Source organism: uncultured Microscilla sp., assembly GCF_947493425.1.
Taxonomy (GTDB): Bacteria; Bacteroidota; Bacteroidia; order Cytophagales; family Microscillaceae; genus Microscilla.
This window is the reverse complement of record NZ_CANLRP010000019.1, coordinates 21092-46227: the sequence shown is the minus strand read 5'-3', so window position 1 is coordinate 46227 and position 25136 is coordinate 21092. Positions and strand designations below refer to the sequence as shown.

The 25136-nt window shown below is 35.9% G+C and carries 21 protein-coding genes; all 21 read right to left on the bottom strand.

What is annotated here, in order from left to right; all coding sequences use genetic code 11:
* Positions 1–90: 90 nt before the first annotated feature.
* The gene (gene wecB, locus Q0954_RS07695; protein WP_299455624.1) at positions 91–1206 is read right to left on the bottom strand and encodes a non-hydrolyzing UDP-N-acetylglucosamine 2-epimerase; all 1116 of its coding nucleotides are present in this window, start codon (positions 1204–1206) and stop codon (positions 91–93) included.
* 158 nt (positions 1207–1364) lie between these two features.
* Complete coding sequence (asnB, locus tag Q0954_RS07690; RefSeq protein WP_299455622.1) at positions 1365–3227, bottom strand: asparagine synthase (glutamine-hydrolyzing); 1863 nt, start codon at positions 3225–3227, stop codon at positions 1365–1367.
* A 12-nt stretch (positions 3228–3239) separates the two neighbouring features.
* On the bottom strand, positions 3240–4229 hold the full coding sequence (locus tag Q0954_RS07685) for a class I SAM-dependent methyltransferase (protein WP_299455619.1): 990 nt from the start codon (positions 4227–4229) through the stop codon (positions 3240–3242).
* Between the two features lie 37 nt (positions 4230–4266).
* The gene (locus Q0954_RS07680; protein ID WP_299455617.1) at positions 4267–5445 is read right to left on the bottom strand and encodes a glycosyltransferase; all 1179 of its coding nucleotides are present in this window, start codon (positions 5443–5445) and stop codon (positions 4267–4269) included.
* A 5-nt stretch (positions 5446–5450) separates the two neighbouring features.
* Complete coding sequence (locus Q0954_RS07675) at positions 5451–6332, bottom strand: NAD(P)-dependent oxidoreductase (RefSeq protein ID WP_299455616.1); 882 nt, start codon at positions 6330–6332, stop codon at positions 5451–5453.
* Complete coding sequence (locus Q0954_RS07670) at positions 6329–7777, bottom strand: oligosaccharide flippase family protein (RefSeq protein ID WP_299455614.1); 1449 nt, start codon at positions 7775–7777, stop codon at positions 6329–6331. The genes Q0954_RS07675 and Q0954_RS07670 overlap by 4 nt, the downstream gene beginning before the upstream one ends.
* A gap of 57 nt (positions 7778–7834) precedes the next feature.
* On the bottom strand, positions 7835–9193 hold the full coding sequence (locus Q0954_RS07665) for a glycosyltransferase (protein ID WP_299455612.1): 1359 nt from the start codon (positions 9191–9193) through the stop codon (positions 7835–7837).
* 38 nt (positions 9194–9231) lie between these two features.
* A complete protein-coding gene (locus Q0954_RS07660; protein WP_299455610.1) occupies positions 9232–10176 on the bottom strand; it encodes a formyltransferase family protein in 945 nt (314 codons plus the stop codon).
* Between the two features lie 30 nt (positions 10177–10206).
* A complete protein-coding gene (locus tag Q0954_RS07655) occupies positions 10207–11607 on the bottom strand; it encodes an NAD(P)-binding protein (RefSeq protein ID WP_299455608.1) in 1401 nt (466 codons plus the stop codon).
* A 43-nt stretch (positions 11608–11650) separates the two neighbouring features.
* Entirely contained in the window at positions 11651–12382 is a 732-nt protein-coding gene (locus Q0954_RS07650) for a hypothetical protein (protein ID WP_299455606.1), read from the bottom strand.
* A gap of 3 nt (positions 12383–12385) precedes the next feature.
* Positions 12386–13408 (bottom strand): GNAT family N-acetyltransferase, encoded by a 1023-nt coding sequence (locus tag Q0954_RS07645; protein ID WP_299455604.1) that lies wholly within the window; start codon positions 13406–13408, stop codon positions 12386–12388.
* A gap of 5 nt (positions 13409–13413) precedes the next feature.
* Positions 13414–14049, bottom strand: a complete 636-nt coding sequence (locus Q0954_RS07640; RefSeq protein WP_299455603.1) for a trans-aconitate 2-methyltransferase — start codon at positions 14047–14049, stop codon at positions 13414–13416.
* A gap of 716 nt (positions 14050–14765) precedes the next feature.
* Complete coding sequence (gene asnB / locus Q0954_RS07635; RefSeq protein WP_299455601.1) at positions 14766–16667, bottom strand: asparagine synthase (glutamine-hydrolyzing); 1902 nt, start codon at positions 16665–16667, stop codon at positions 14766–14768.
* Between the two features lie 156 nt (positions 16668–16823).
* Positions 16824–17759, bottom strand: coding sequence for a methionyl-tRNA formyltransferase (locus Q0954_RS07630; RefSeq protein WP_299455599.1), 936 nt, complete (start codon positions 17757–17759; stop codon positions 16824–16826).
* Positions 17752–18513 carry a hypothetical protein gene (locus Q0954_RS07625; RefSeq protein ID WP_299455597.1) on the bottom strand — a complete coding sequence of 254 codons (762 nt, stop codon included), beginning with the start codon at positions 18511–18513 and terminating at the stop codon, positions 17752–17754. The genes Q0954_RS07630 and Q0954_RS07625 overlap by 8 nt, the downstream gene beginning before the upstream one ends.
* Positions 18514–18754: 241 nt before the next feature.
* A complete protein-coding gene (locus tag Q0954_RS07620) occupies positions 18755–19894 on the bottom strand; it encodes a DegT/DnrJ/EryC1/StrS aminotransferase family protein (protein ID WP_299455595.1) in 1140 nt (379 codons plus the stop codon).
* 115 nt (positions 19895–20009) lie between these two features.
* Positions 20010–21002 (bottom strand): NAD-dependent epimerase/dehydratase family protein, encoded by a 993-nt coding sequence (locus tag Q0954_RS07615; protein ID WP_299455593.1) that lies wholly within the window; start codon positions 21000–21002, stop codon positions 20010–20012.
* A gap of 70 nt (positions 21003–21072) precedes the next feature.
* A complete protein-coding gene (locus tag Q0954_RS07610) occupies positions 21073–22041 on the bottom strand; it encodes a Gfo/Idh/MocA family oxidoreductase (protein ID WP_299455592.1) in 969 nt (322 codons plus the stop codon).
* A gap of 12 nt (positions 22042–22053) precedes the next feature.
* Positions 22054–22632: a DapH/DapD/GlmU-related protein gene (locus tag Q0954_RS07605; RefSeq protein WP_299455590.1), complete on the bottom strand. Its 579-nt coding sequence runs from the start codon at positions 22630–22632 to the stop codon at positions 22054–22056.
* Positions 22633–22636: 4 nt separating this feature from the next.
* Positions 22637–23791: a DegT/DnrJ/EryC1/StrS aminotransferase family protein gene (locus tag Q0954_RS07600; protein ID WP_299455588.1), complete on the bottom strand. Its 1155-nt coding sequence runs from the start codon at positions 23789–23791 to the stop codon at positions 22637–22639.
* A gap of 20 nt (positions 23792–23811) precedes the next feature.
* Positions 23812–25065: a nucleotide sugar dehydrogenase gene (locus tag Q0954_RS07595; protein WP_299455586.1), complete on the bottom strand. Its 1254-nt coding sequence runs from the start codon at positions 25063–25065 to the stop codon at positions 23812–23814.
* Positions 25066–25136 lie beyond the last annotated feature (71 nt).

Genomic DNA, 25136 nt, shown 5'->3' with positions numbered 1-25136 from the left:
GTACCTAAAACTTATTCTTCCTTTTAGGTACACTTCCAATCAATACTGGTTGCCTAACTGAAGGCGACTGTTAACAGTTACCTGTGTTTTTTACTTTGTTAGTTCAATATTGCTAAGTATGTCTGAGACTTTTTGACTAGTTGTACCATCTCCATAAGGGTTAACAGAATTAGACATAAGAGCGTATGCCTCAGCGTCATCTAGAAGCTTAGAAGCTTCAGCAATAATTTTTTCCTTTGAAGTACCCACTAGTTTTGCTGTGCCAGCATCAATGCCTTCTGTACGTTCTGTTACTTCACGCATTACTAATACAGGCTTACCCAAAGCAGGGGCTTCTTCTTGAATTCCCCCTGAATCTGTCAATACAAGGTAAGATTGGTTCATCAGCCATATGAGTTTAGGGTAGGGAAGGGGCTCTATTAATTTGATATTTGGCACATCTCCCAAAGTCTTATTAACTACTTGGCGTACATTAGGATTTAAATGTACAGGGTATACAACCTCAATATCTCTATAAGATTCAGCCAATGTTTTGATAGCTGAAGCAATGTTTTCAAAAGGTTTACCAAAGCTTTCTCTGCGGTGACCAGTAACCAATATCACGCGTTTGTTGAAGTCTATATTTTGAAAGCTGTCCTTTATTTTGTTATCATTTTTTAGGATATCTAGCCCTAACAACAATGCATCAATTACTGTATTACCTACCAAGTGTACATTTGAAGAAATATTTTCTAAAGCTAAATTTTGAACAGCTTTGATGGTTGGAGCAAAATGAAAGTCAGCCACTTTTGAGGTAAGTTCACGGTTGATTTCTTCTGGAAATGGCGAATATTTATTACCACTTCGTAGCCCTGCTTCAATATGAGCAACTTTAATTTTTTTATAAAAAGCAGCCAAGCCTCCAATAAAACAGGTAGTAGTATCTCCCTGCACAAAAACTATATCTGGCTGACAATCATCCAGAACAGCTTCTAAAGCCTTTAAGCCTTTTGCTGTAATGTCAAACAAGGTTTGGTTAGGTTGCATCAGGTTTAAATCGTAATCAGGTTGTATGCCAAAAAAATCTAATACCTGGTCTAGCATTTCACGATGTTGTGCTGTTACACAAACTTTTGCTTGAAAGTGGTCATTTTTCTGAAATTGTTTTACCAATGGAGCCATTTTTATGGCTTCAGGACGCGTGCCAAAGATGAATAGACAGTTCATAAATTTGCTTTTTTGAAATGCAAAGTTAAATATTTATAATTTAGTCCAATAAAATAAATAGGAAAACAAAGCTTTAAGGTAAGTATCTGATTATAAGCTTGTATTTGTGTCTTTTTTAGAGTATAGAAATGACAAATAAAACAACTTATTTCTTACATTTAAGGTCTTGCAAGCCAGTTTCTTAAGACAAACAACATCCATATAAAATTGCCATAGTCTTTTTTTCCTAGTTGATTTTCTTTTACTATGGTCTGGATGGTGTTAGAATTGAGGCCAAAATCTTGGTTAGACAATGAATTCAAGTGATTTTCAAACGATTTTTCTTTAAACCATTCGCGTAAAGGTACTCCAAACCCTTTTTTGGGTGCATGGAGAATGTTTTTGGGCAATGCTTTACCCACTGTATTACGGAGCACAGACTTACGTTCATAACCTTGCATTTTGATGTTTTTAGAAACCTTTACCATTAACTCAACCAAACGATAATCTAAAAAAGGAATGCGAGTTTCCAGTGAGTGTGCCATGCTCATTCGGTCTACTTTGGTCAACATATCAAAAGGTAGTGAGATTTTTAGATTAAAGTACATCACTTGATAAAAAGGATCTTGATAGTTACATTGAGCAAACACATCATGGAAATAATCTTCAATAGTCATATATTTTGAAGAATCACCCATTAAATTCTGTAAAACACCTTTTTCTACCCAAGAGACTTTGTTAATTAAACGGGGGATAAAGCCTTGATTTGACGCTTCAGTGACAGCACTTATTCGGTTAAGTGTATATTTTAGCCTTCCTCTCATAAGTTTTGAAGAAACATTTACAGCATTGGGTATGCCCTTGCGGATAAAGCCTGGGAGCTTTTGGTATTGGTGGGCAAATTTTTCTCCTTGATATACAGTATACCCTGACAGCACCTCGTCTCCACCATCACCAGTAAGCACCATTTTGACATTTTGGCGAGCATATTTAGACACATACCCGGTAGGAATGGCAGAAGAGTCTCCAAAAGGTTCGTCATAGTGAAACAAAATGTGCTTTAGAGCTTCTTCAAAACTGTCAGGTTGTACATAATTAAGGGTATGCTTAGTGTTAAATCTAGTAGCCACCTCTTGAGCCAAGTGACTTTCATCATATGCCTTGTCTTGAAAGCCAATAGTAAAAGTTTCTACAGGTTGCGAAGCTATTTGGGACATTAAAGCCACTACACTTGAGGAGTCTAAGCCTCCACTAAGAAACGCTCCGAAAGGAACGTCACTACGCATTCTTATTTTAACAGCATCCTTTAGAATACTTTCAAACTGCTCATAGACTTGTACTTTATCAGTAAGCATTTGGGCTTCTGGTACTTGAGGTATATCCCAATATTTTTTTTCGGTTACCTGTCCTTCTCTGATAATAAGACAATGTCCTGGTTGCAACTTTTTGATGTCTTTGTAATAAGTATAAGGAGCAGGCAAATAACTAAGCGTAAGATAAAGCCCCAATACCTCGTCATTAGGTTTTGTTGGAAAACCGTAAGCTAGTAGACTTTTAATCTCAGAGCCAAAGAGCAAGGTATTGTCATGTATTCCATAGTGTAGAGGCTTGATTCCGAGCCGATCAATAGATAAGAGTAGCTGTTGCTTGTGTTTATCCCATAGCGCAAAACCCCACATGCCGTTAAATTTATTTTGGCAGTCAATGCCCCATTGCTCGTAAGCTCGAATGATCACCTCTGTATCTGAAGTGGTGTGGAACCGATGCCCTAATGTTTTAAGTTCTTCCTTAAGCTCTATGTAGTTATAGATTTCACCGTTGAAAATGAGCGCTATCGAACGATCATCATTAAACATGGGTTGATCTCCAGTTGAGAGATCAATAATAGAAAGGCGACGGTGCCCCAAACCTATATTATTATGACAGTAAAACCCTTCCCCATCGGGACCCCGGTGGTGGATAATATCAGTCATTTGTTTCAAAATATTCTGTTGAACCCTTCTGTCTTTGTCGAAATGGAAAATGCCAGTTATTCCGCACATTTTATTCTTTAATTATTGTTTTATTCCTGTTGCATATATACCATTCCCACCATACTCAAAGTGAGAGCCAGTCAAATGAGCTTCTTTATGCCATTTTTTGTATGTATTCATTGTTTGTGGGTAATCATACATAGGGCACAGCATATCCATCGTATCTAAATATGCCCATTCTTTTAAAGTTTCATTATCTGTATTAGAAAACTCTCTAGAATAGTCAGCAATGAGCAACCTCCAATTAATAGAAGGCCCTATTTTAGGGATTTTTCTTATTACTTTGGCTAAAGGCCACATGAAATCAATATAAGCTTTGATGTTTTTATACAGCTTTTCAGGATTTTTACCTTTGGTAAATGGTCTGACATAATATTTGGTTCCTAAAATCCATTTTGCAAAACTCTTATGGTACAAATCAGTTGAAATCTCTCCTTTGCTTTTTACAAAAGGTGGTATAGCCATAAATGACGCTTTAGGGTCAGGAGTATGCTGTAACACTCCAAAGCAGTAGGCTTTATCGAACGAGTTTTTTTCAAAAGGCATTTCATATACACTTGCTTGAACAATTAATACATTGTCTCTGTGTCCATTTGTTTGATAGCAAGCCTCTACTGCATTAGAATAATCAAAGGTAACGAGAGTAGCCCCTGTATCAGCGGCTACCGTTGTAAATCTACCTGATCCGCACCCTATTTCTAGTATTGTTTCACCTTCGAGATTTTCATCCCATTTTGACTGAAAAAAAAAGCGATCTTTTGAAAAATTGTGTTTGCTTTCGTCATCATACTGAGTTCTGCTATGGATATTCCATTGAAGACCAAATCCGGAGGCGTAATTTTCAAGAGGTACAAAACGTGGAATAAAGTTAATAATTGGGTATTCCTCATTACTATCTTCATCATATAGGGTTCCAGATTTGATACGATTTCCTTCTAGTACTTCATCCTTTATTTTAAGTAAGTTGCCATTCTTCGGGTTACGAAGAAAAGCCAGATGTTTATGTTGCATAATAACATTTGTTAGAGTGGTGGCTTAATAGTTGTAATTAGTAAGGCTTTTCTGGTAAAAAAAATGTGTTCCAAAAATCTTCTATATCATTTAAAAAATTGTGGACATTGTGTACTTCATTTGCAATATAGAGGCTGCGGTCTTGCATCTCTTGTTGAAGCTTTGGTTGACTAGTATATTGATAAATTAAATCTCCCATATTTTCAGGAGTATCTTTTGTTAGTAAATATCCATTCTGACCATCTTTTACAAAATAATCTGTTTGTCCTACATTACGGGCAATGATTGCATTACCTGCCGACATGGCTTCTAGCATAGAAAGTGATGTGAAGTTTTCATACAATTGAGATGATATAAAAAGCTTAGATTTACTAAAAACCTCCAACATATTATCAGTAGAGGTGACTTCCACTATTTGTTGTAAATTGTTTTGTTCAATGAAATCAGTTAAGGCATTGTATAAAGGTCCTTTACCAAACATTTTTACCTTCCATTCTTTAGTAACTTCGGGGTATTGTTTGTAGAGGTGTAAGATAGCTTGAATAAAAAAAATAGGATCTTTTTGCTCCACAAGTCTACCTGCATATACAATTAGATTTTGTTTATTGCCAGGCTTATAAATTTGATTGGCAAAACAATATTTAGCAGATTTAATGATAGGATTCCCTTTTACTACATTGTGCTTTTGGGCGACTTCTGTAAATAAAGTGTACCAAGAAAAATATCCATCAAAAGAAAAGTTTCTATACAAAAAAATGGTTTTTTTTGTATTACCTGCTGAATCGAAAGTATAAGCACTAGTATATGCATGAGCAAGTGTACAATCATTTATATTCACTGTAATGAGTGGGCGCTTAGGGATTAGACGAGAAAAAAGTATAGATAGCCCGTAAGTAATGCTAGGTAAATAAGCATGAACCAAATGAATGCCTCTTTTTTTCGCTTTGAAAATAAACTCTATACTCCAAAAAAATGACCGAAACTTTCGAGGGATAAAACTGTGTTTTTTTAATAAAATCACGTTTTCTTTGAAATGTAAAATACCTAACTGGGTAAGTGCCTCATAAGATTGAGGGTCGAGTATATAGTAAAGGTCAAATTTGCGGTCAGTTTTTTTCTGATAATACTCATAAGTATCGGTGAATTGTCGCTCAGCTCCACCACCACCAGCAAGGGAACTTATCCCAAAAGCTACTAGAGCAACTCTTTTTTTCATAATATTTAACTTTGACTTGTTAAAAGTTTAATGCCATCTTTGAAACTTATTTTAGGAGGAGTTAAGATGTCTGACATTTTAGTGATGTCACCAATTACATTTTTAGCAGAACTTTCTAAGTCCGTTTTAAACTCTGGGGAAACCCCTGTTACTTCGCCAATAATATGGCCAATTTCTCTAAGGCTGAGAATCTCTTGGCCTCCTATATTTATTTTATGGTTACCTTTCAAGTCGAAAGATTTGATAATTGCTTCTACTGCATCTGACACATATATTGGGTTAATTTTCAAGCCGTCGTGTCCTTGTAGTGTAATAGGTTGTTTATTTTTTACAAAACCTACTAGTCTGGGTATCAACATGTCTTTTCGTTGGTGTGCACCATAAACAAAGAAAAAACGAAGCATAACTAAATCAAAAAACTGAGCATAGCTATCAGCTATGATTTCAGAACATAACTTGGTTCCTAAATAAAAACCCAGGTTTTTATTTGTTATGATGGGGGTATTTTCGGTAAACCCATTGTTGCCATTGCCATAAATACCACCAGATGAAGCCAACACAAACTTTTTCACACCTGTTTGCTGGGCGTAATTCAACAACTTTAAGGTACTAATAGTGTTGACATTGAATACACTTTCTGATTTTTGAGGGAAATCTCTAAAGTCAGGCGATTGTGCTAGATGAATAATTGTATCTATGTTTTCTGGAAGCACACTAGTATTCCACTCTGTACTGAAATCAAGGGTGATGTATGTGAGGCGATCTTGGTCTGTAGTTGGTTGCTGACGAGAAATGGCAAAAACCTGGTTTTCCTGATCCAACAACAAATGTTTAATAAGTTCTGCACCAATTAAGCCGCCTGCTCCTGTAATTAAGTGTTTTTTCATGAAAACTTAACTTTTAAAATATTTTTTAACTGTTTAACATCTATTACTTTAGTAATGAATACTGTACTAATAAATAGACCAAGAAGTAGTGTTTTGTAAAGAAGTGTTAAAAATGTCCAATCAAGTGAATTTATGTATATAGTTGTTGGAACTATCACAAAAATTGATGCAAATAACACCAATAACTTCTTTTTTTCTAATTTTAAAGGGTGTAATTTTTGAGTATGGAACAGGTAAAAAAGGGTCATAAACAAGAATGAAAACATGGTAGCTAATGAGGCTCCGAAAGCTCCATTGTATTTATTAATGAGCCAATAGTTTAAACCAAAATTAAGAATTACAGTAAGCCAAGAGCCTAGAGTGATTAAATATGTTTTCTTTTCGATGGCTATTCCATATACAGTAATTTGAGTAGTACCCTGAAAACATAAACCAATTACAATAATCCCTAAAGAATTGGCAGCTGGCCAATATTCTTTAGGCGTTGTAACCATTAAAATTTCGGCACTAAATATACTAATAGAAATTGCTGCCAGTACTAATACCAAACTCAAATAAGTAAGTATTTGACTTACTATTCTGATATAGTCAGGATTTTCTGCATATAACTTTATAGAGTATGGTGACCATGCTTGCCCAAAAGCACTACTCAAAAAACCAATAACTTGAGAGATACGGAATCCAATAGCATACAGGCCTAGCTCTTCTTTATTGCTTATTTCGACAATCATCCATCTGTCAATAGATGACAAGAGCCAATAGGCAACGTTGGCAAAAATGAAAGGGTATCCAAAAACGGTTAAATTTCGAGCAAGTTTTTTATTAAAGTTGAAAGATAAATCTTTTCTGATCATCCATAAACTTATGGGAACCGCAACAGTCAATCCAATCAGAAGCCCCATAAAGTAACCCGTTACCTTCAAATCTGTATAAACCAATAAGATTGTAGCAATAAGTGCCCCTAGTAGGTTTTTCAAAAAAGATGTGATGGTAAACCTTAAAGGTTTGAAATGCATCCTGATTACATCAAGGGCGTATTGAATAAGTTGAGTAGGAATAGCCCCAAGCAAGGCAAGTACAAATAATAGATAGGTAATGCCATACTCTTTTTGGATGGCTTCCTGAAAAGGGTATAGGCCTATAATAACTAGAAGAGTAAGTCCTACTGTGACCAATGTTTGAATAGTTAAACCAGTACTTACCAATGAAGGGCGTTGTTCTTCTAGCGTGTGTTTGTCATAATAATATCTTGAAATAGCATTGTTTAAACCTACATTAGAGATCATTACTAGCACATTTACAACTGTTACTACCAATGTCATTAACCCAAAATCTTCAACAGAGAGAAAGCGGGCGTATATAATGAAAAAAACAAAAGCAATTATTTTGAAGACAAAATCACCAGAGCCATAAATGGAAATATCTTTTGCGAATTTTTTTAGCATTTAAACTTTTATTACATCTAATTTATTGGTAAACAAATATCAACTCTTGCTAAGTACTTATCTATGCTTTGAGAGTGTCGTTGAATTGTCAAAGTATTGCTGTGGAAGGTGATTCTCATGAAGAGGGTGTTGAATTATTGGGGAACTATTGGTATACTCTCCTGTGATTGGATGAAATAAGTTCATGAGGTTAACCTCTTGCTTGTGCCATATTTTGCTATAAATGGCACCAAATGTGTATTGAGCCGTTTTTTCTGAATGGTATTTGTCTACATATTTTCTTCCCGCTTCGCCTAGCTGCTTTCTTAGCTGAGGGTTAGTGATCAAAATTTTAAGATGAGTTTTTACGTTTTCAGGAGTAGTAGACAGAATAGGACATTCATTAAGATAAGAGTAACGTCTAAATACCCTGGTATAAGCTTCATTGTCTAGGTTGCTTAATACAGGTATACCAGTTACCATTCCCTCCACTCCACTCAATCCATAACCAAATATAAGTTGCTCGGCTAAAATGTCTGCCTTTTCATGCATCAGTCTCCTAACTTCTGTATTGGGAATCTTCTCTATAAGTATTAACTCTGCTTGTAGACCTTCATGTTGTAACTCCTTTATTGCCTTCATAATAAATTCACTTCCCTTGACTCCTTTATGATTAGGAGTATGCATTATATATACTGGTCCATTATGACCATCATTCGTTGAATAGTTGTATTTCTTTTGCCATAGTTTGGTATCAATAGTTATATAGTTAAAAGGTAAGATGTCCCAACGAGCTAAACCATCAATATCATACCCTGCCATAATTACATCAGCGTGTTTTGTCCAAAGCTCTATCCTTTTATTAATTTCTTTTTCTTTGAAAGCCATTTGTGGGTAATTCAGTAATAACACATGCCGAAAACTAATAACCTCAAGCTTTGAATAACGGTAAAAATCAGCACCATAAGGCATGATAACTATTTTGCCTTTTGCTAACTTAATCAAAGTAGCCTCTACTTTTGCTAAAATACTTCCTCTCAAAAAGCCCCCCTCGAAAGAGTGGTGAAAAATGTCGAATCGATAAATCGCATACAGAAAAATGACAAATGGCAAAAAAGTGTTCTTGCATATTTTTACTAAGTATTGGTTTTTTGATAAAAATACTGGTAAAAAATCTGAATAATAGAGGTCAAAATCTTCCTTTGAATTAATGCTTGAAAAAAAACCATCCATAATGGTCACAGATTCATACTGCTGATCAGCTTTCAGAGCATTAGAGAAGTACTTATTGTTAATAATAGGGATTGGCCCCCAAACTAGACGAGGCTGTGACCTTTTTTTCTTGATAAGTAAAATTATTATCCAGCCAATTATAAAAAATGGTGTTAGTATTGACTGGATAATGTAAATGCTTGTTTTTTTTATAAATGATTTCATTTTCTTAAAAAAAGACTACAAGTAATGCAAAGAAGACATTAGCTCAAACGCGCACGAAAAGATTTTATGAAAGCGAATGGCGAGTCTCTTCTATCGCCAAGTTGTACCTCTGTGATTTTCAGTTTGCCTTGACCACAAATAACTGTTACAGATCCACTATTTTTGTCAAGTAAAGCTACCTGACCAGGCATTGCAAGGTAAACTTCTTCATCTTGATAAATTTCGGCTCGCCAAATAATAATTTTTTCCCCTTTGTATTGGCAAAATGCACCATTAAAAGGTTCACTCGATGCATTGATCAGCCTAAGAATAGAATCGTTAGGCATTGACCAATCAATCTTTCCATCGTCAGGGTTTCTTGGATAACAACGCAAAGCATCTTTAGGGTTCTCTGATTGGTAAGCAAGAACATATGTTGGATTTTCCTGAAGTTTTGAAAGCGCCTCAAGAAACATTACTGGTATTACTTTTTCCATCCATTCATAGGCTTGCCCTACTCTTGTATTAATGTCAATAGGGAGGTACTTGCGAGCAATAATGTCGCCTGCATCTACTTCAGCTCCTACCATTTTATGAATACACAAGCCAATTTTTTCTTCCTGATTAATAATGGCCCAAGCCTGGCAGGCATTACCACGATAACGAGGTAAGTCTCCCCCATGAGCGTTGAGTATGCCAAGTGGAAAAAGATCTATTACATCCTGAGAAATCAAGTTGGCATAATTAGAACTTACAGCCACCTGGATATTATACTTTTTAATTCTGTCCCTTAAAATAGATAAAAACTCTGGCGAGTTAATTTTAGATGTATGAAAGAACTCAGCACCCAAACTTTGGGCTATTTTTTCAAAATCATCTTCTTTTATTCTATATTCAGGAGATGCTTTTGTTGTAACAATTAGTCCAATATTAAATCCCTTATCGGCTAATAATTTGATGGTGTTGTAAAGTACCTCATGTCGGCCTATAATCGCTATGTTCATTTTGTTTATATCAAAAAAGGGGAGTGGTCATTATTTTTGAATGATTCTGTCTAGCATTTTTTCGTATGTATCTCTGATAATGTCAGTTTGAAAAAACAAATTAGGCTCAGAGAGTATTCCTGTAAGTACTAGATTTTGCAAATCGAGCTTCTCAATCTCTTTTCTTTTTTGATTAATAAATAAAGAGTTTTTGAGGGTAGGCATTGGGAAACCACTTGCCAGTATTTCTGTCTTACCAAAATTTACCCGATTATCTTCTTGCAAAATTTGCATTTTTCTTAATTCAGAAATAGCAATCTCTGTGATTTTTTCAGGTGACTCCACCTGTGTAGGTTCCATGAGCAATTCAATGGAGATAGGATAACCATTAGATCTTTTGGCAGTAGAACAGTAGTTAGCGTAGTTGCTTACTCTAAAGGTATGGTATCCATCATCGTAGCAGTAGAGGTAGTACAAATCCCCCATAGCTATAGGTTTTTCAACAATTAGATTTGTCACTATAGTTTTCAGAGGAGGGTCAAAGTCAGGTTTTCCATTCACTAACCCCAGCATAAAAGAAAGTTGAGGAATGCCCACAGACCATACAAAGTAATCTAAACTAATTTGTTCAATATTTCCTTGAGCGTTTTCAATCGTGACTTCACTAATTTTCTGGTTTTGAGTAGTAATTTTTTTGATGCCTGTATTTGTCAAAATTTTCACATTATTTTCTTGTAGCTTTTTGATAATAGCATCTACTACTTTTTGCATCCCAAAGTTTTTTGGGTAGAGTGAGCGTCTTCCAGAAGAGTGCTGCAAGGGCAACTCTCTTTGTTCAGGAAAAGAAAGCAAGTTTTTGAGGTGTTTTGTATGGAGGAGATCTTCCATTAAAAAACTTGAAAACATATTCACTCTGGTAAGGGGAGTGAGTAATATAGATAAGAGGTCTAGGTCGTGAATATCTTTTTTGTATATCTTATTTACTACAGGTGAAATTACTTCTTGAGTGATAGATTCTCCAAATTTTTGAAAAATAGTCTCATAGGCATTTTGTGGACCATTGTACGAGGGCGTTGATTCAATATTTGCGAAGAAATCGGCAATGTATTGTTTATATTGGTCTTTATGGCGAATATCAATATAAGGTGTGTTCAATTGCAAACGACCATCGTAAAAAATTCCTGCTAAATCTCGTTTATCTTTTTCCAGCACATCCCACCCACCTTTTGGCAATAGGTCAAATATAACCTTGTCTATGGCTGTATTTCCAGTTTCGCATACATTGTGGGCCCCATGGTCAAAGAGTCCTTGTTCGCCGTAGTCAAAAGATTTAAGTAACCCTCCAGGGTGATCTGCTTTTTCTATAAGAATTACTTCTTGATCCTGATGAAGAGACAAACTGAGGGCTGATATTAAGCCTGCAATTCCACCTCCTGCGATGACTGTTTTCATGTAATATAATATTTACCTAGTAGATATATTTTGAAAAATAAGATTACAAAGTTACAAGTTTGGATTGTTGTATAAGGTTTTTGAAGAAGTTTTGGGTACCAAAACTTTCATGATTTACAAAGCTTTTCAATTCTGTGTAATTTTGCAGGTGTTTTCGGCAGCGATTATACCTGTCCAAGGTTTCTGTATTCAGAAAAACATGGATAGGGTGGAAATCAAAAACTTTAAGACCATCATGTTGTAAGTAATCAGTAACTTTAGTACTATTCCTGTAAAGTATTGCCGTGTCATCTTCCCAAATATAAGGAATACGAAGCAAACGATTATTGGAGTACAAAAAAGGCTTTGTTTCCCCAGCTTCCAATGGAATGAGTAGGTTACAATCACTGCGAATGCCCAAATCGCAAAACACTTCTAAGATTTGACTATTTTGGGTAAGTGAATGAGAACGAAGCGTAACCGATTCTGGTACAATGTCCATGTAGTATTGAGCCACCTCTTTTACATTACTGCCATACCTATGATCTCCATTTAGCAAAAAGTTAAAATTAGGATGTACTGCAATTTCAAAATCAGGATTCTTTCTAACTCTATCTAATACTTTCGTTTCGTGAGTACAAAAAAAAGTAGCTTTTGCTTTACTCTCTTCCAGTATATCAATGGTAAAATTTAAAACTTCATCGCTTGCCCAGTCAATATCAAAGGTTAGAAATATTTTATCTTGCCAAGTCTCAGGCTTGTTTAATTGAATAGATTTCAGATTTGCAAATTCCATTGTTTAAGACTTTAAGGCATTAAAAGGAAGCACATAAAAATTCGAATATTCACTTAAGAGTTCTTCAGGAGTAGCATTATAGATATCTTTATTATTTATATGAACAAAGTACTTATAAACAAAGTCTTGTCCACCCCAACGACTCTTGAAACGATAAAGGTTTTCTTGCGAGGGCCAGGTTCCACCCCAATTCCACCATTTAAAGCCTTCTTTAGCAGCATCAGTCATTGCTTGATAAATAAGCACACTGTTAGGTTGTAGATTTCTATACTCAACCTTAATAACAGGGGTGAAATACTCTACAACTCCTTTGTAATAGAACAATAGTAAAGCAGATATTGGACTACCATCTTTGGACGCGGTGTAAATCTTATAATCAACATCACCTTTAAAAAAGGTTGCTATAAGATCAAAAAACTTTTTTGATTTAGGTATCCCTCCTATGGCTTTCATGTTTTCTACATGGGTGTCATATAAAAAATCAAGCGCATTGTTATCAACAATAACCTCAATGTCATTTTTCATACCCTTCCTGACCATGTTGCGGGTCTTATAGTGAAAAGATTGCATTAGGTCTTCTTTGGGGTTGTCAAAATCTAATTTTGTGAATTGTCCAGCTCGCTCATCCAGCAAATGGTAGGAAAGTTTACTGTAATCTACCTCATCTAGAGGATTGGTTACTAAGGTTGATGCTGCTACATTGTCTTGAGTTGTAGTTCTAACATATTCTTCAATTAACGCCTGTGTAATGGTTTCATCAGCTCCAATTGGTCCTCCATTACTACCATAAAAAGGCAAAGAGTTATATACCTTGCCAAACTTTCCATCTTTTGCCATTAAAGGGAAAATACCCTTTACTTCATTGTTTACTAGAGCTACAATTGTTTCATTTGGAACATTTAGCAAAGCAGTGATTAACGATTGGTATTTTATTGTTTGATAAAGTAGAGTGTTAGGTTGTTGGAGTACAAATGCTTCGCACTGTTCATGTAATTCTTTACTAATGTTAACAAACTCTATATTCATAGCATTTAAATTGACTTATAAATATTGTCAGGGCGTACTATTTCCTGATCTTTAAAAATATGAATGGTAAATTCGTAGGGCATATAAGATTGGTCAATGACTACTCTCTTAGATAGGTTTTGAGTAGCATATTCATATAGCTCAGTCACATTTTGGTGATAAGCCCCCTCCTGAATAAAGTCTACCTGATCAGTCATAAAGTTTACTGATAATACCTTATTGGTTTTATCTAGTAAATGTTTTAAATGGTCATAAACAATGGTTTTGTGAGTAGCAGTATCAGGATCATACTTTATATTGAATACACCTGCTGCTATGATGTAATCATAGTTTTCGGTAACATCTTTATAGCTTGAGATTTTGTAAAACGTACTTTTAGGGTAGTTTTTTGTGTTTTCCTGAATAAACTCATCGACAATGTCTGTTCCAGTATAATGAAGATTTGAGAACTTACTTGCTAGATAATGATTTAGATGCCCTAAGCCACAGCCAAAATCCAAAACCGAAACCTCTGCATCTTTGATATACATTGCGAGTGAGTCAAATCGTTCATTTTGACGCCCTTTAGGGATCAAAATAGATTTTATAGAATTGCCATGTTTGGCATAAGCATCTTGATATATTTTTTTTACTTCTTTCATCTATGTAAATTTTATGAACAGTTCTACAGACCTACATTTGAGTTGTTGATAAACCATCAATTTATTCTGTGATAGACAATTTTATAGCGTTAGATTCATTCGCATATAAAATATATTTTCATCAAGCTTTGAGTGAAATTGATTTACTGTCTTAGAGACAGTTGCTTTACCTACTTTCCTATAAGTAATGGACAAAAAATAACCCCAATTCCTCGCATATGTCAGGGGTTAGATTCTGGAAAAAATTTTATGATCAAGATTTTGTTACCCTATGAGCTTCGCCAAGACAGTGAACCTCGTTATTTTTAGTATTGTTCTGAGTCAAGCTCTATGAATACAAAAATTTGCTATGTGAACTTGATTTTGGGCTCTGCTAAATGTTTCATCTTGATAGCAGATTTCTATCTTCAAATAAACTCTTTCATTTTTCAACCATTACTAATGCTTTTTTAGTCATTATTTGCTAGAACTATTCAAAATAAATATTCCACCACTATCAAAGATAAAATATTGAGCATCTAAACAATCTATTTGCTTAAATACAATACTCAAAAATAAATCAGTGATTCCTAAATTGATGGAGTAGTACTGTTATAATAGTTGAAAATTACCTGTACTATATAATATAATGTATTGTCCCAATGATTACTGAGATTTTAGAAAGTAAACTTGTAAGTATGACTATTAATTTGCTTTATATAAAGTTAAGATTTTCATTAGAGTATGCCATTTAATTTTTCGTTGTTTAGAAATAAACGGCACCACCATTCAAAATTCATGAAGGACCAAATCAACAAACGGTGATTAACACGTTGATTAATATGCTCATCAACGACCTTGTGCATATAATCAGGATTGATAAACTCTGATGAAACTGTTTTTTTATTTAAGAGCAAGTCCTTAATGTATTGAGCATTTTCTCCTCGGTACCAAGACTCATCAGGTGCTGAAAAGCCTTGTTTTTTTCGATTAATGATTTTATCAGGTAAAAACTCGCTCATTGCTTTGCGCAAGACACTCTTGCCGTCGTTAAATTCTTGGTAAGCTTTTTTCTTATACCCAAATACATTTTCGTCCATTTTTTTAAAGTTTTCCAAGTTTCCTAACTTATGACGAACAGGTATTTTCTGAGCAAAATCTACCAAAGCATTGTCTAAAAATGGGAAGCGCTCCTCCAAGCCATTTGCCATAGATAGTTTATCACCTACCAGCAAAAGACCAGGCAAAAATGTTTTAATCTCGAAATACAAGCTGTTTTGAATGTGATGCTCAGCAGTATCGTATTTAAGATGGTCATTAAATGTAAATACACGTTCGAAAACATCTCTTATACTTTGCAGGTTCATCTGTTTAGAGACGGCAGGTTGGAATAATTGGGCTTTGTCAGCGTCAGGAACAAGTCTTTGCCAAAAACCATAATAGTTGTCAAAAAACTCTTGTTGGTTAAGGCTTTGAAATACCCGGTAGTACCTCCAGGGGTAACCTCCAAATAACTCATCTCCACCTGTACCCTGTAAGCAAACTTTTACAAATTTAGATGCCAAGCGACTTACGTAATAGTTTGGGTAACTCATGCCTACCCTTAAATCTTCGAGATGCCAAACAACTCTAGGCAATGACCAACTCAAATCACCCGCATTGATTACTTGCTCATAGTGCTCGGTCTTAAAGTGATTTGCCATAAGCTCAGCATCCCGCCTTTCATCATAGTTTGCTTCTACTCCTGATACTTCTGACATATCAAACCCACACGTAAAAGTCGTGAGGCGATTTACATGGCGAGAAGCCAATGCAGTCATGGATCCAGAGTCCATTCCTCCTGATAAATAAGAACCTACTGGCACATCAGCAATCATTTGACGTGTCACAGCATTTTCAATTAAGCGTTGAGTCTCTTCTTTAGCCTCTTCAAACGTAATGTTGTTGTCAGGGGCATTAAAGTCATAATCCCACCAAGAAGTATGTTGAATAGAAGTCGAGTGACGATCAATCATAATGGTGTTGGCAGGAGGCAACATATATACATCCTTGAATAGGGTATGGTAACGAAATAGGTTTTGAAAAGTAAAATATTCGTTGAGTGCTGATAAATTAACCCCTTTTATGTATTTAGGATGTTTGATAATAGATTTTATCTCTGAGGCAAACACGATCGTTTTACCATTAAACCAATAGTATAATGGTTTTACACCAAAACGATCTCGGCTAAGTATTAACGTTTTGGTTTCTTTGTTCCAAGCAGCAATGGCAAACATGCCATCTAAGCGGGTAAAAAACGCTGAACCATAGGCTGCAAGTCCTTCTACCAAAACTTCTGTATCAGAAGAAGAAACAAATTCATGTCCTTTGGATTTAAGCTCTTGTTTAAGTTCTAAAAAGTTATAAATGCACCCATTAAAAGAAATTACCCATTGACCGTTTTTGGATGTCATAGGTTGGGCTCCACGTGAAGAGGTGTCTAAAATAGCCAAACGTTTGTGCCCTAATGCAATATTCTTTTCTACAAAAAAGCCTTCTCCATCAGGACCTCGATGGTTTAATTCTCTTGTTACTTTTTTGATGAGTTGTAGAGAAACAGGTTCTTCATTGAGATTAAAAATACCAGCAATACCACACATACTTTATTGATTGTTTAATTGAAGTTAAATATCAATTGAATTTAGTTTTCAAAGCTAAGCATTTTTTACCCAGTATTAAAAAAAATAAATAGTTACCCAATATTTTACTAAAAAAAACTACAACTTTCTATTGTAAAGTTATACTACTAAAATATTTTAGGCCTCATTTTGAATTGGGGCAGATTTAAATAAATACCCTACTTCAGGGGTTATATCAGCACTGGTTACTAAAAGTAAACCCGAATTACAATTAATCACAAACTCCCCTGATGGAAAAACTTCTACTACTTCCCCAATTTGTGCACCATAGTAGCTAATTTGCGTATCAAAAGGTTGAGCTTTCCACAAAAATACTTTGTTATCATTATAGTAAGAAAAGGCCCCTGGGTAAGGTTTAGTTAAGGCTCTTATAAAATTATAGATTTCAAACACTGTTCGAGACCAATCAATTAAACCATCTTCTGGAGTCCTCTTGGGGTAGTAGGTTGCTTCTCCTATTTGAGGCGTTAATTTATATTGACCTTGTAGTAGTTTAGGTATATCAGCTACAAGCATTTTTTTTACAACTATACTATATTTGTAGTATAGAGTTTGGCAAGTATCCCACTTGTTAATATCAAAGAATTTAAAGTTGATGATATCGCCATTATCTGCTCCTGCCTTCATTAAAAATGTATGCATAATGAACCGTTGCTTCCCTTCAATTAAAGACCAGTTGATAGGGGACCTTCCACGACCTTTGGGCAAAAACTCGGAACTACCGTGTACGCCAATTCCACCAATTCCTAAGGTTTTTAGAATTTTCTCAGGAATAAGCCTTTGCCAGCCACCTAAAATGAGCAAATCGAAGGCGTTTTCTTGGAAAAAACTGTAGTCGACTTCATTTTTCAAAGCATAACTTTTAGGGTAATAAATAGGAATATTATGTTTGGCAGCAAAATTTTCGTATGAAGTGTACCCTGAGACCTTGTTTTTCTGAGCCATGTCAGAAGTAAGGCTAACAATACGGGTAATGTGTATGTTCTGTTGAAGTAAATATTCTGCAATTTCTTGCCCAAACTCACAACAGGCGCACATAACTATTTTATGCATTTTTACTTTCTTTTTGTACGATTATGAAGTCACGAGCTTGACCGTAAGCCCTTTCTGTGTTTAATATTTGTAGTTGTGCATTTTGTAGATTTCTTCGAATGCTATTATCCCAAATTATCTCAGTAGATAAATCTTGAGGTGTAAACCACCACATAGGGTGAATGAGTAAGTGAAGCTTAGAATATGTTTTTTCTTTAAAAATATTTAAAGGGTGTTGCTCTTTCCACACTTTGTTAGAGTCAGATATATAATGAAAGTGTGCTAGTTGCTCTTTATCATAGGTGTTTATAAAGTTAGAAAGCTTTATCTCATTGTTGAGAATTCTGTGACTGGGTTGGTGAAAAGAGACTACCTCTATTTTAACATTAAAGTTTTGTTCTATTACTTTAGCCTCAAAATCAATCCAATTTTCTAAGTCTAAGTGGTCGCCTCCTTGAAAGCCTTCATCATAATGCAAGCCTATAAAATGCCCCATATCAATGATCTTTTGGACAAACACTTGGTTGTGACGAGAAAACAAGTTATACACAGGAGAACGAAGCATTAAAAAGTAGGTAGATTTAATGCCAAGCTTAGCTTCTACTTTTGCCATCTCAAAAGCAGCTTCCAAATCTACATCAATGTCATGTCTTAGGAGACATACAAGAGATTTTTCATTTTTGTGATCGTCAAAACTAGTAAACTCATAGCCACTGTTTAACGCTGTTTCTAATGTTTTAGAGTATGTACTTAAGGTAAAAGGTAAAGAGTTCATGAATGATTTTATTTTGTAATTATGCTGATGCTTAGTCAGGCATTGAATTGGGAAAGGAATAGTTTTAGGCACTAAAAATGAGCGTAACCATAAACAGCTACATGATTTTTTCATAACAAAGAAGAGCAGAACTATTCCTGAATTTGGCCTTGACTAAATACTAGTAAAACAATAATTGATTGATCAATGATTTTCATAAGTTATGTGCATTAAACCCTCATTTTTATATCATTGATTAACTTTATAAATCCTTTAATGTTTCTACGATATATTTATAATCTTCTTCTGTCATTTTATTATGCAAAGGGATAGCAATAGAACAGTTATTGGCTAGTTGTGCACCAGGGAAATCTTCAGGTTTAAAACCAAAGTTATTGGCATAATAATCAAGCATGTGTACTGCGTGAGTTCCAGGGCGAGTACTTATACCTCGCTCTTGCAGCAATTCCATGATTTTATTGCGGCTATGTGGAGCCTTATCTTCATGAATTAAGCAAGCAAACGACTGCCAGCCATGCGAATAATCAGCAGAAAACTCAGGTACTTGAAGCCATTCAAGGTCAGCGAGTTCTTTTTTGTAGAAAGTAGCCCACTTGTTACGTTCTTCAATGAATTGATCCAGTTTTCCAAATTGAACAACCCCTAGAGCTCCTTGTAGGTCAGTCATGCGATAATTATAACCCATTACTTCAAATGCAGGCAATATATATGGTTTAGGACCATGATGGCGTTGCTCCTCTGAAATAGAAGCGCCATGATTGCGTAACATGTTGAGCTTTTCAGCCAATGCATCATCATTGGTTGTCACCATTCCTCCTTCGCCAGTAGTAATAGATTTTCTTGGGTGAAATGAGAAACTGGCCATATCCCCTAAACTACCAGCAGGTTTACCCTTATAACTCGCACCTGCTGCACAGGCAGCATCTTCTACAATAGCAATTCCTGGTGCAGCTTCTTTGATAGCGTCAATGTCGGCGCAAAGCCCAAAAAGATGCACAGGAATAATTGCCTTGGTTTTTTCGTTGACCTTTTCCTTTACTTTTGCTGGGTCTATATTGAACGTTTTAGGGTCAATGTCTACAAACACGGGGGTTGCCCCACAGTAAAGAACCACGTTGGCAGTCGATACCCAAGTAAATGCAGGTACAATAACTTCGTCACCTGCTTGAATATCTAAAGCTGCTAGAGCAAGGTGAAGCCCAGTGGTACAGCTTGTTACAGCAAAAGCGTGTTTTACTTGGTGTCTCTTGGCAAATAACTTTTCAAACTCTTTTACTTTAGGACCTTGGGTAACCCATCCACTAAAAATAGGCTCTCTTAATGCTTCCCATTCTTCTTGCCCCATGGAGGGCTGCGATATGTATATATTTCGTTTTTTCAATGTATTTGAGCTCATTATAATAATAATTATACACTAATGATTGCTTTGTGAGTTTTTGTGGATTGGTTGGTACTTTTATGCCCTAAACTTTTGACTGCCAACCTTGGGTTAGTACTTAAACATTCACCTTATTTTTATCTACTCCTGTGGCAATACGCCACTCAATCAGTTTTTGCAAACCTTCTCTTAAGTCGTATCTGTATTTAAAGTTTAACTCTTTTTCTGCTTTTTCCCTTGAACCAATTCTATTTTTTACAAGCGCTCTGGCATCATCTTCTGAGTAAGGGTTGTACTGTACTTTTAATGAAGATTCTTTTAACTCTAAGATCAGTTCACAAAGTTCGTTAATGCTTGTTTGTACTTCAGTTCCTACATTATACATGCCAAACTCCACATCGCTTTTTAAAGCTTGTACATTACAGTGTGCCACATCCTCTACATAGATAAAGTCATAGGCTTGGCTTCCATCGCCATTAATACTAGGAGCTTCGTTTGCTTCAATTTTATTAAGCATAATAGGTACTACACCAGTATAAGCTGCTGTTTGGTCTTGATGAGGACCGTATACATTCATATACCTAAGCCCAATTACATTCAGCCCATAACGGTCATTAAAAGCAGTAGCCATAGCTTCACCAGCAATCTTAGATGCACCATAAAAGTTCTTGTTGTTAAATGGGTGTGACTCTGTCATAGGCAGCTCCACAGCATCGCCATATACAGAAGCTGATGATGACCAAACCAGTTTTTTGATATTGTTGTTAACGCAAGCCTCAAGTACATTGAAAGTACCTGCAATGTTTACGTCAAAGGCTGTTCTCGGAAAGTCTTTGCAGTGTAATAACCACATGGCTGCTAGACAAACTACAAAGTCCATCCCTTTCATAGCATCATTCAAAATGTCTATCTCACGTATGTCGCCTCCATTAGGGTAAATACTACATCTTGAATCTTCGAGCTGTTCTGTGAGGTAACTTTTTTTGCCTCGAGCAAAATTGTCGTATACTACTACTTGATCGACTTGCTCTTTCAATAATTCAGCAACTACAAAACTTCCAATGAAGCCAGCACCTCCAATTACTAAAACTTTTTTGCCTTTTAAATCCATTGTGAATGTTAAATTTTACCTATAAAAATGAGTGAATGTATATTGATTGTAAGAATAAAAATCTGATAAGTTAGCCTTTATAAAAAGGGTGGTACTCAATTTCTTTATTTGCAAAAGGATGATAGTCTCCAACTAACCCAAGTGGAGTAGCGTTTCTGATTTGGTGCACTATCTCAATGCTTGGTCGAGCGTCTTCTAAACCAAAACCATTTCCCTTCAAAATCTCTTGGTAAGATATGTTATGCAAGTCAGTAAAGCCTTGGCTAAACTCTATTTCTTCGCCTTCTACAGTAATAGATCGGAAGGTTCTTTGGCCTTTAGCCTTTACTTCTTCAGGAAGTGCATCATAATCTACACTTAGGTACCAGCGAACCCGCGCCTTTTCGAGTTGAAGGAAGCCAGAAGCTCTTTTGGGCTCTGATACGTGTACAATGTTCTCTTTTACTTTGCCAAAAATCAAGGTGAGCATGTCAAAAAAGTGAATGCCTATATTGGTAGCAATACCACCCGATTTTTCATGATTGGCTTTCCAACTGGTAAAATACCAATTACCACGTGAAGTAATATAGGTTAAATCAATGTCATAGATTTTATCCTCAGGAGCATTGTCTATCTTTTCTTTGAGTGCAATAATAGAAGGGTGGTGGCGTAATTGCAAAATGGTGTGTAATTTATTACCTGTTTCCTGTTCTACCTCCTGTAATGCATCAATATTCCAAGGATTGAGCACCAGTGGCTTTTCACAAATAGCATCTGCACCATTTTTGAGCGCAAACCTGATATGAGAGTCATGTAAATAGTTAGGGCTGCAAATACTTACATAGTCTACTTTTTGGCTAGTCTTATGAATTTTGTTGATGTGACGGTCAAACCGTTCGAATTCAACAAAAAAGTCTGCATTTGGAAAGTAACTGTCAATAATTCCAACACTGTCGTTAGGATCCAAGGCAGCTATCAAATGATTATTGGTCTCTTTGATAGCTTTCATATGTCTTACAGCAATGTATCCAGCAGCTCCTATAAGGGCAAAGTTTTTCATCGTAATAATTTTTTAAGGCTTTAATTTTTTGACAATACCACCTACTAGATGGTATTTTTCCTGGCTTTCGGGGCATATAGCAAAACCGCTCTGGTCAAACTCCAAACGATGTCCATACTCACTCATCCAGCCAGTTTGTTTGGCAGGATTGCCAATTACCAATGCGTAAGCAGGCACATTTTTAGTAACCACTGCACCCGCACCAATAAAAGCAAATTTACCTATGTCATGTCCACAAACAATGGTGGCATTGGCTCCAATAGATGCTCCTTTGCCAACATTGGTTTTGGTGTATTGCCCTCTGCGATTAACAGCACTGCGAGGGTTGGTTACATTAGTAAAAACCATTGAGGGGCCTAAAAAGACATCATCTTCACAGGTAACCCCTGTATAGATAGACACATTGTTCTGCACTTTGACATTTTTTCCTAAAACTACTTCTGGCGAAACAACCACATTTTGTCCAATATTACATTTTTCTCCAATGGTACAATTGGGCATGATGTGCGAAAAATGCCATATTTTAGAGCCTTTACCAATAGAACACCCTTCATCTATTACAGCGGTTTCATGCGCAAAAAAATCATTCATAGCCTTAATTGAAAAAACGTTTAACGTGTTCTATGATATAATCTTGGGTGCTTTCGTTAAGCTCAGTATGAATAGGTAATGATATGACCGAGTCACATAGTTTTTCAGCGATTGGAAAGTCCCCTTTTTTGTATTCAATGTTTTCAAAATGCGTAAATGCTTTTTGAAAGTGGATAGGTAGTGGATAGTAAACCATCGATGGTACGCCTACTTTTTGCAAATGCTCCTTCAATTGATCTCTTTTACTGGAGTCTTCCATTTGAAGAGTATACTGATGAAATACGTGAGTAGATGCATCAGAACGTACAGGAGTTTTCAGGTGCGTAAATTCTGCAAATGCCTGATCGTAATAATTGGCTGCTTTTTGGCGAGCTTCAATGTACGAGTCTAAGTGTTGGAGCTTTACTTGTAGCAAAGCCGCTTGTATAGTGTCTAACCGAGAGTTTACTCCTATTACATCGTGAATATATTTCTTGGTTTGTCCATGACTGGCTATTATGCGCGTGCTTTGAGCCAACACTTCATTATTGGTTGTCATAGCACCACCATCACCAAAACACCCTAGGTTTTTGGAAGGAAAGAACGAGGTCGTTCCAATATCCCCAATAGTACCCGCTGATTGGGTACTTCCATCAGAAAAAGTATACTGTGCACCAATTGCCTGTGCGTTATCTTCTAGTACCCACAGCTTGTGCTCTTTAGCTATACTCATGATAGCTTCCATGTTGGCACACTGTCCAAATAAATGTACAGGTAAAATAACCTTGGTTCGTGGAGTAATTGCTTGACGGATAGCATCAACAGACACATTAAACGTACTTGGGTCTACATCTACCAATATTGGTACAAGGCCTAGCAAAGCGATTACTTCTACTGAAGCTATATAAGTAAATGCAGGAACAATGACTTCATCACCAGGTTGAAGGTCAAATGCCATCAAGGCAATTTGTAATGCATCAGTACCATTAGCACAAGGAGTGACGTGCTTTACATTTAAGTAATGCGCTAAATCCTCAGCAAAAGCTTTTACTTGAGGACCATTAATAAATCGAGAAGAGTTGATAACTTCTTGAATGGCCTCATTTACTTCTACCTCTATTTTTTTGTATTGACCATTAAGGTCAACCATTTGAATATTTTGACTAGTTATTTTTTCCATACCAACAGATACTAGGATATTTATAATCTGGCATCAACTTGTTCCTTATTAAAAAACGCTTTTACGTCATACACAATAGCATTTTCTTTTTTATAAGTACTCAAAGGGAAGCCCTCAAACTCAGTATGAGAAACTGCCAACATAATCCCTTCATACTGCCCATTAGGTTGGTCAATAAGGTCTAAGCCATACTCTTCCTTTACTTCATGTTTGTCTGCATGAGGGTCATAAACTTCTACGTTTACTCCAAATTCTTTTAATTCCTTCACTACATCAATTACCCTGGTATTGCGGGTATCAGGACAGTTCTCCTTGAAAGTGAAACCTAAAATTAATACACGTGACTCTCGAATAGTAAAGTTACCTTGAATCAATAATTTGATAATTTTATTGGCTACATATTGCCCCATATTATCGTTAATCCTTCTTCCTGATAAAATTACCTGTGGGTTATAACCAATGCTTTCGGCTTTATGAGTGAGATAATAAGGATCAACCCCAATACAGTGCCCGCCTACTAACCCTGGTCTAAACGGCAAGAAGTTCCATTTTGTCCCAGCAGCCTCTAAAACATCATGGGTGTCTATGTCTAGCTTGTCAAATATGAGTGCTAATTCGTTTACAAAAGCAATATTTAAATCTCTTTGTGAGTTTTCTATCACTTTGGCAGCTTCTGCTACCTTGATAGAAGAAGCTAAGTAAGTCCCAGCAGTGATTATAGATCCATATAGATCATTGAGTTCCTGCCCTACTTCTGGTGTACTACCGCTAACTACTTTTTTGATCTTAGTTACAGTATGCACTTTATCACCTGGGTTGATTCTTTCAGGAGAATAACCACAATAAAAATCTTCATTATACTTTAGCCCACTTTGAGCTTCTAGTATGGGCACACAAATTTCTTCTGTACAGCCCGGAAATACAGTAGACTCATACACTACAATATCTCCTTTCTTGAGTACTTTACCAATGCTCTCAGATGACTTCCTAAGTGGTGTGAGGTCAGGTTGTTTGGAATGGTCTATAGGCGTGGGTACAGTGATTATATAGATATCAGCACCACGAATAGCTTCTACATCATCGCTAAATGTAAGTAGTTGAGTAGCTTTCAATTCTTCTGTACTTACCTCAAGCGTCTTATCAATACCGTTTTTGAGTTCATTGATCCTTGTGGTGTTTATATCAAATCCTATGACTGAATATTTATTGCCAAACGCCACAGCAAGTGGTAAGCCTACATAGCCTAACCCTATAATCGCCAGTTTTTTATCCATCAATCTTATATTATTAATATCAAATATTAAGACTTATTCAAGGTGCAATATTATGAAGAAAATATTAGATT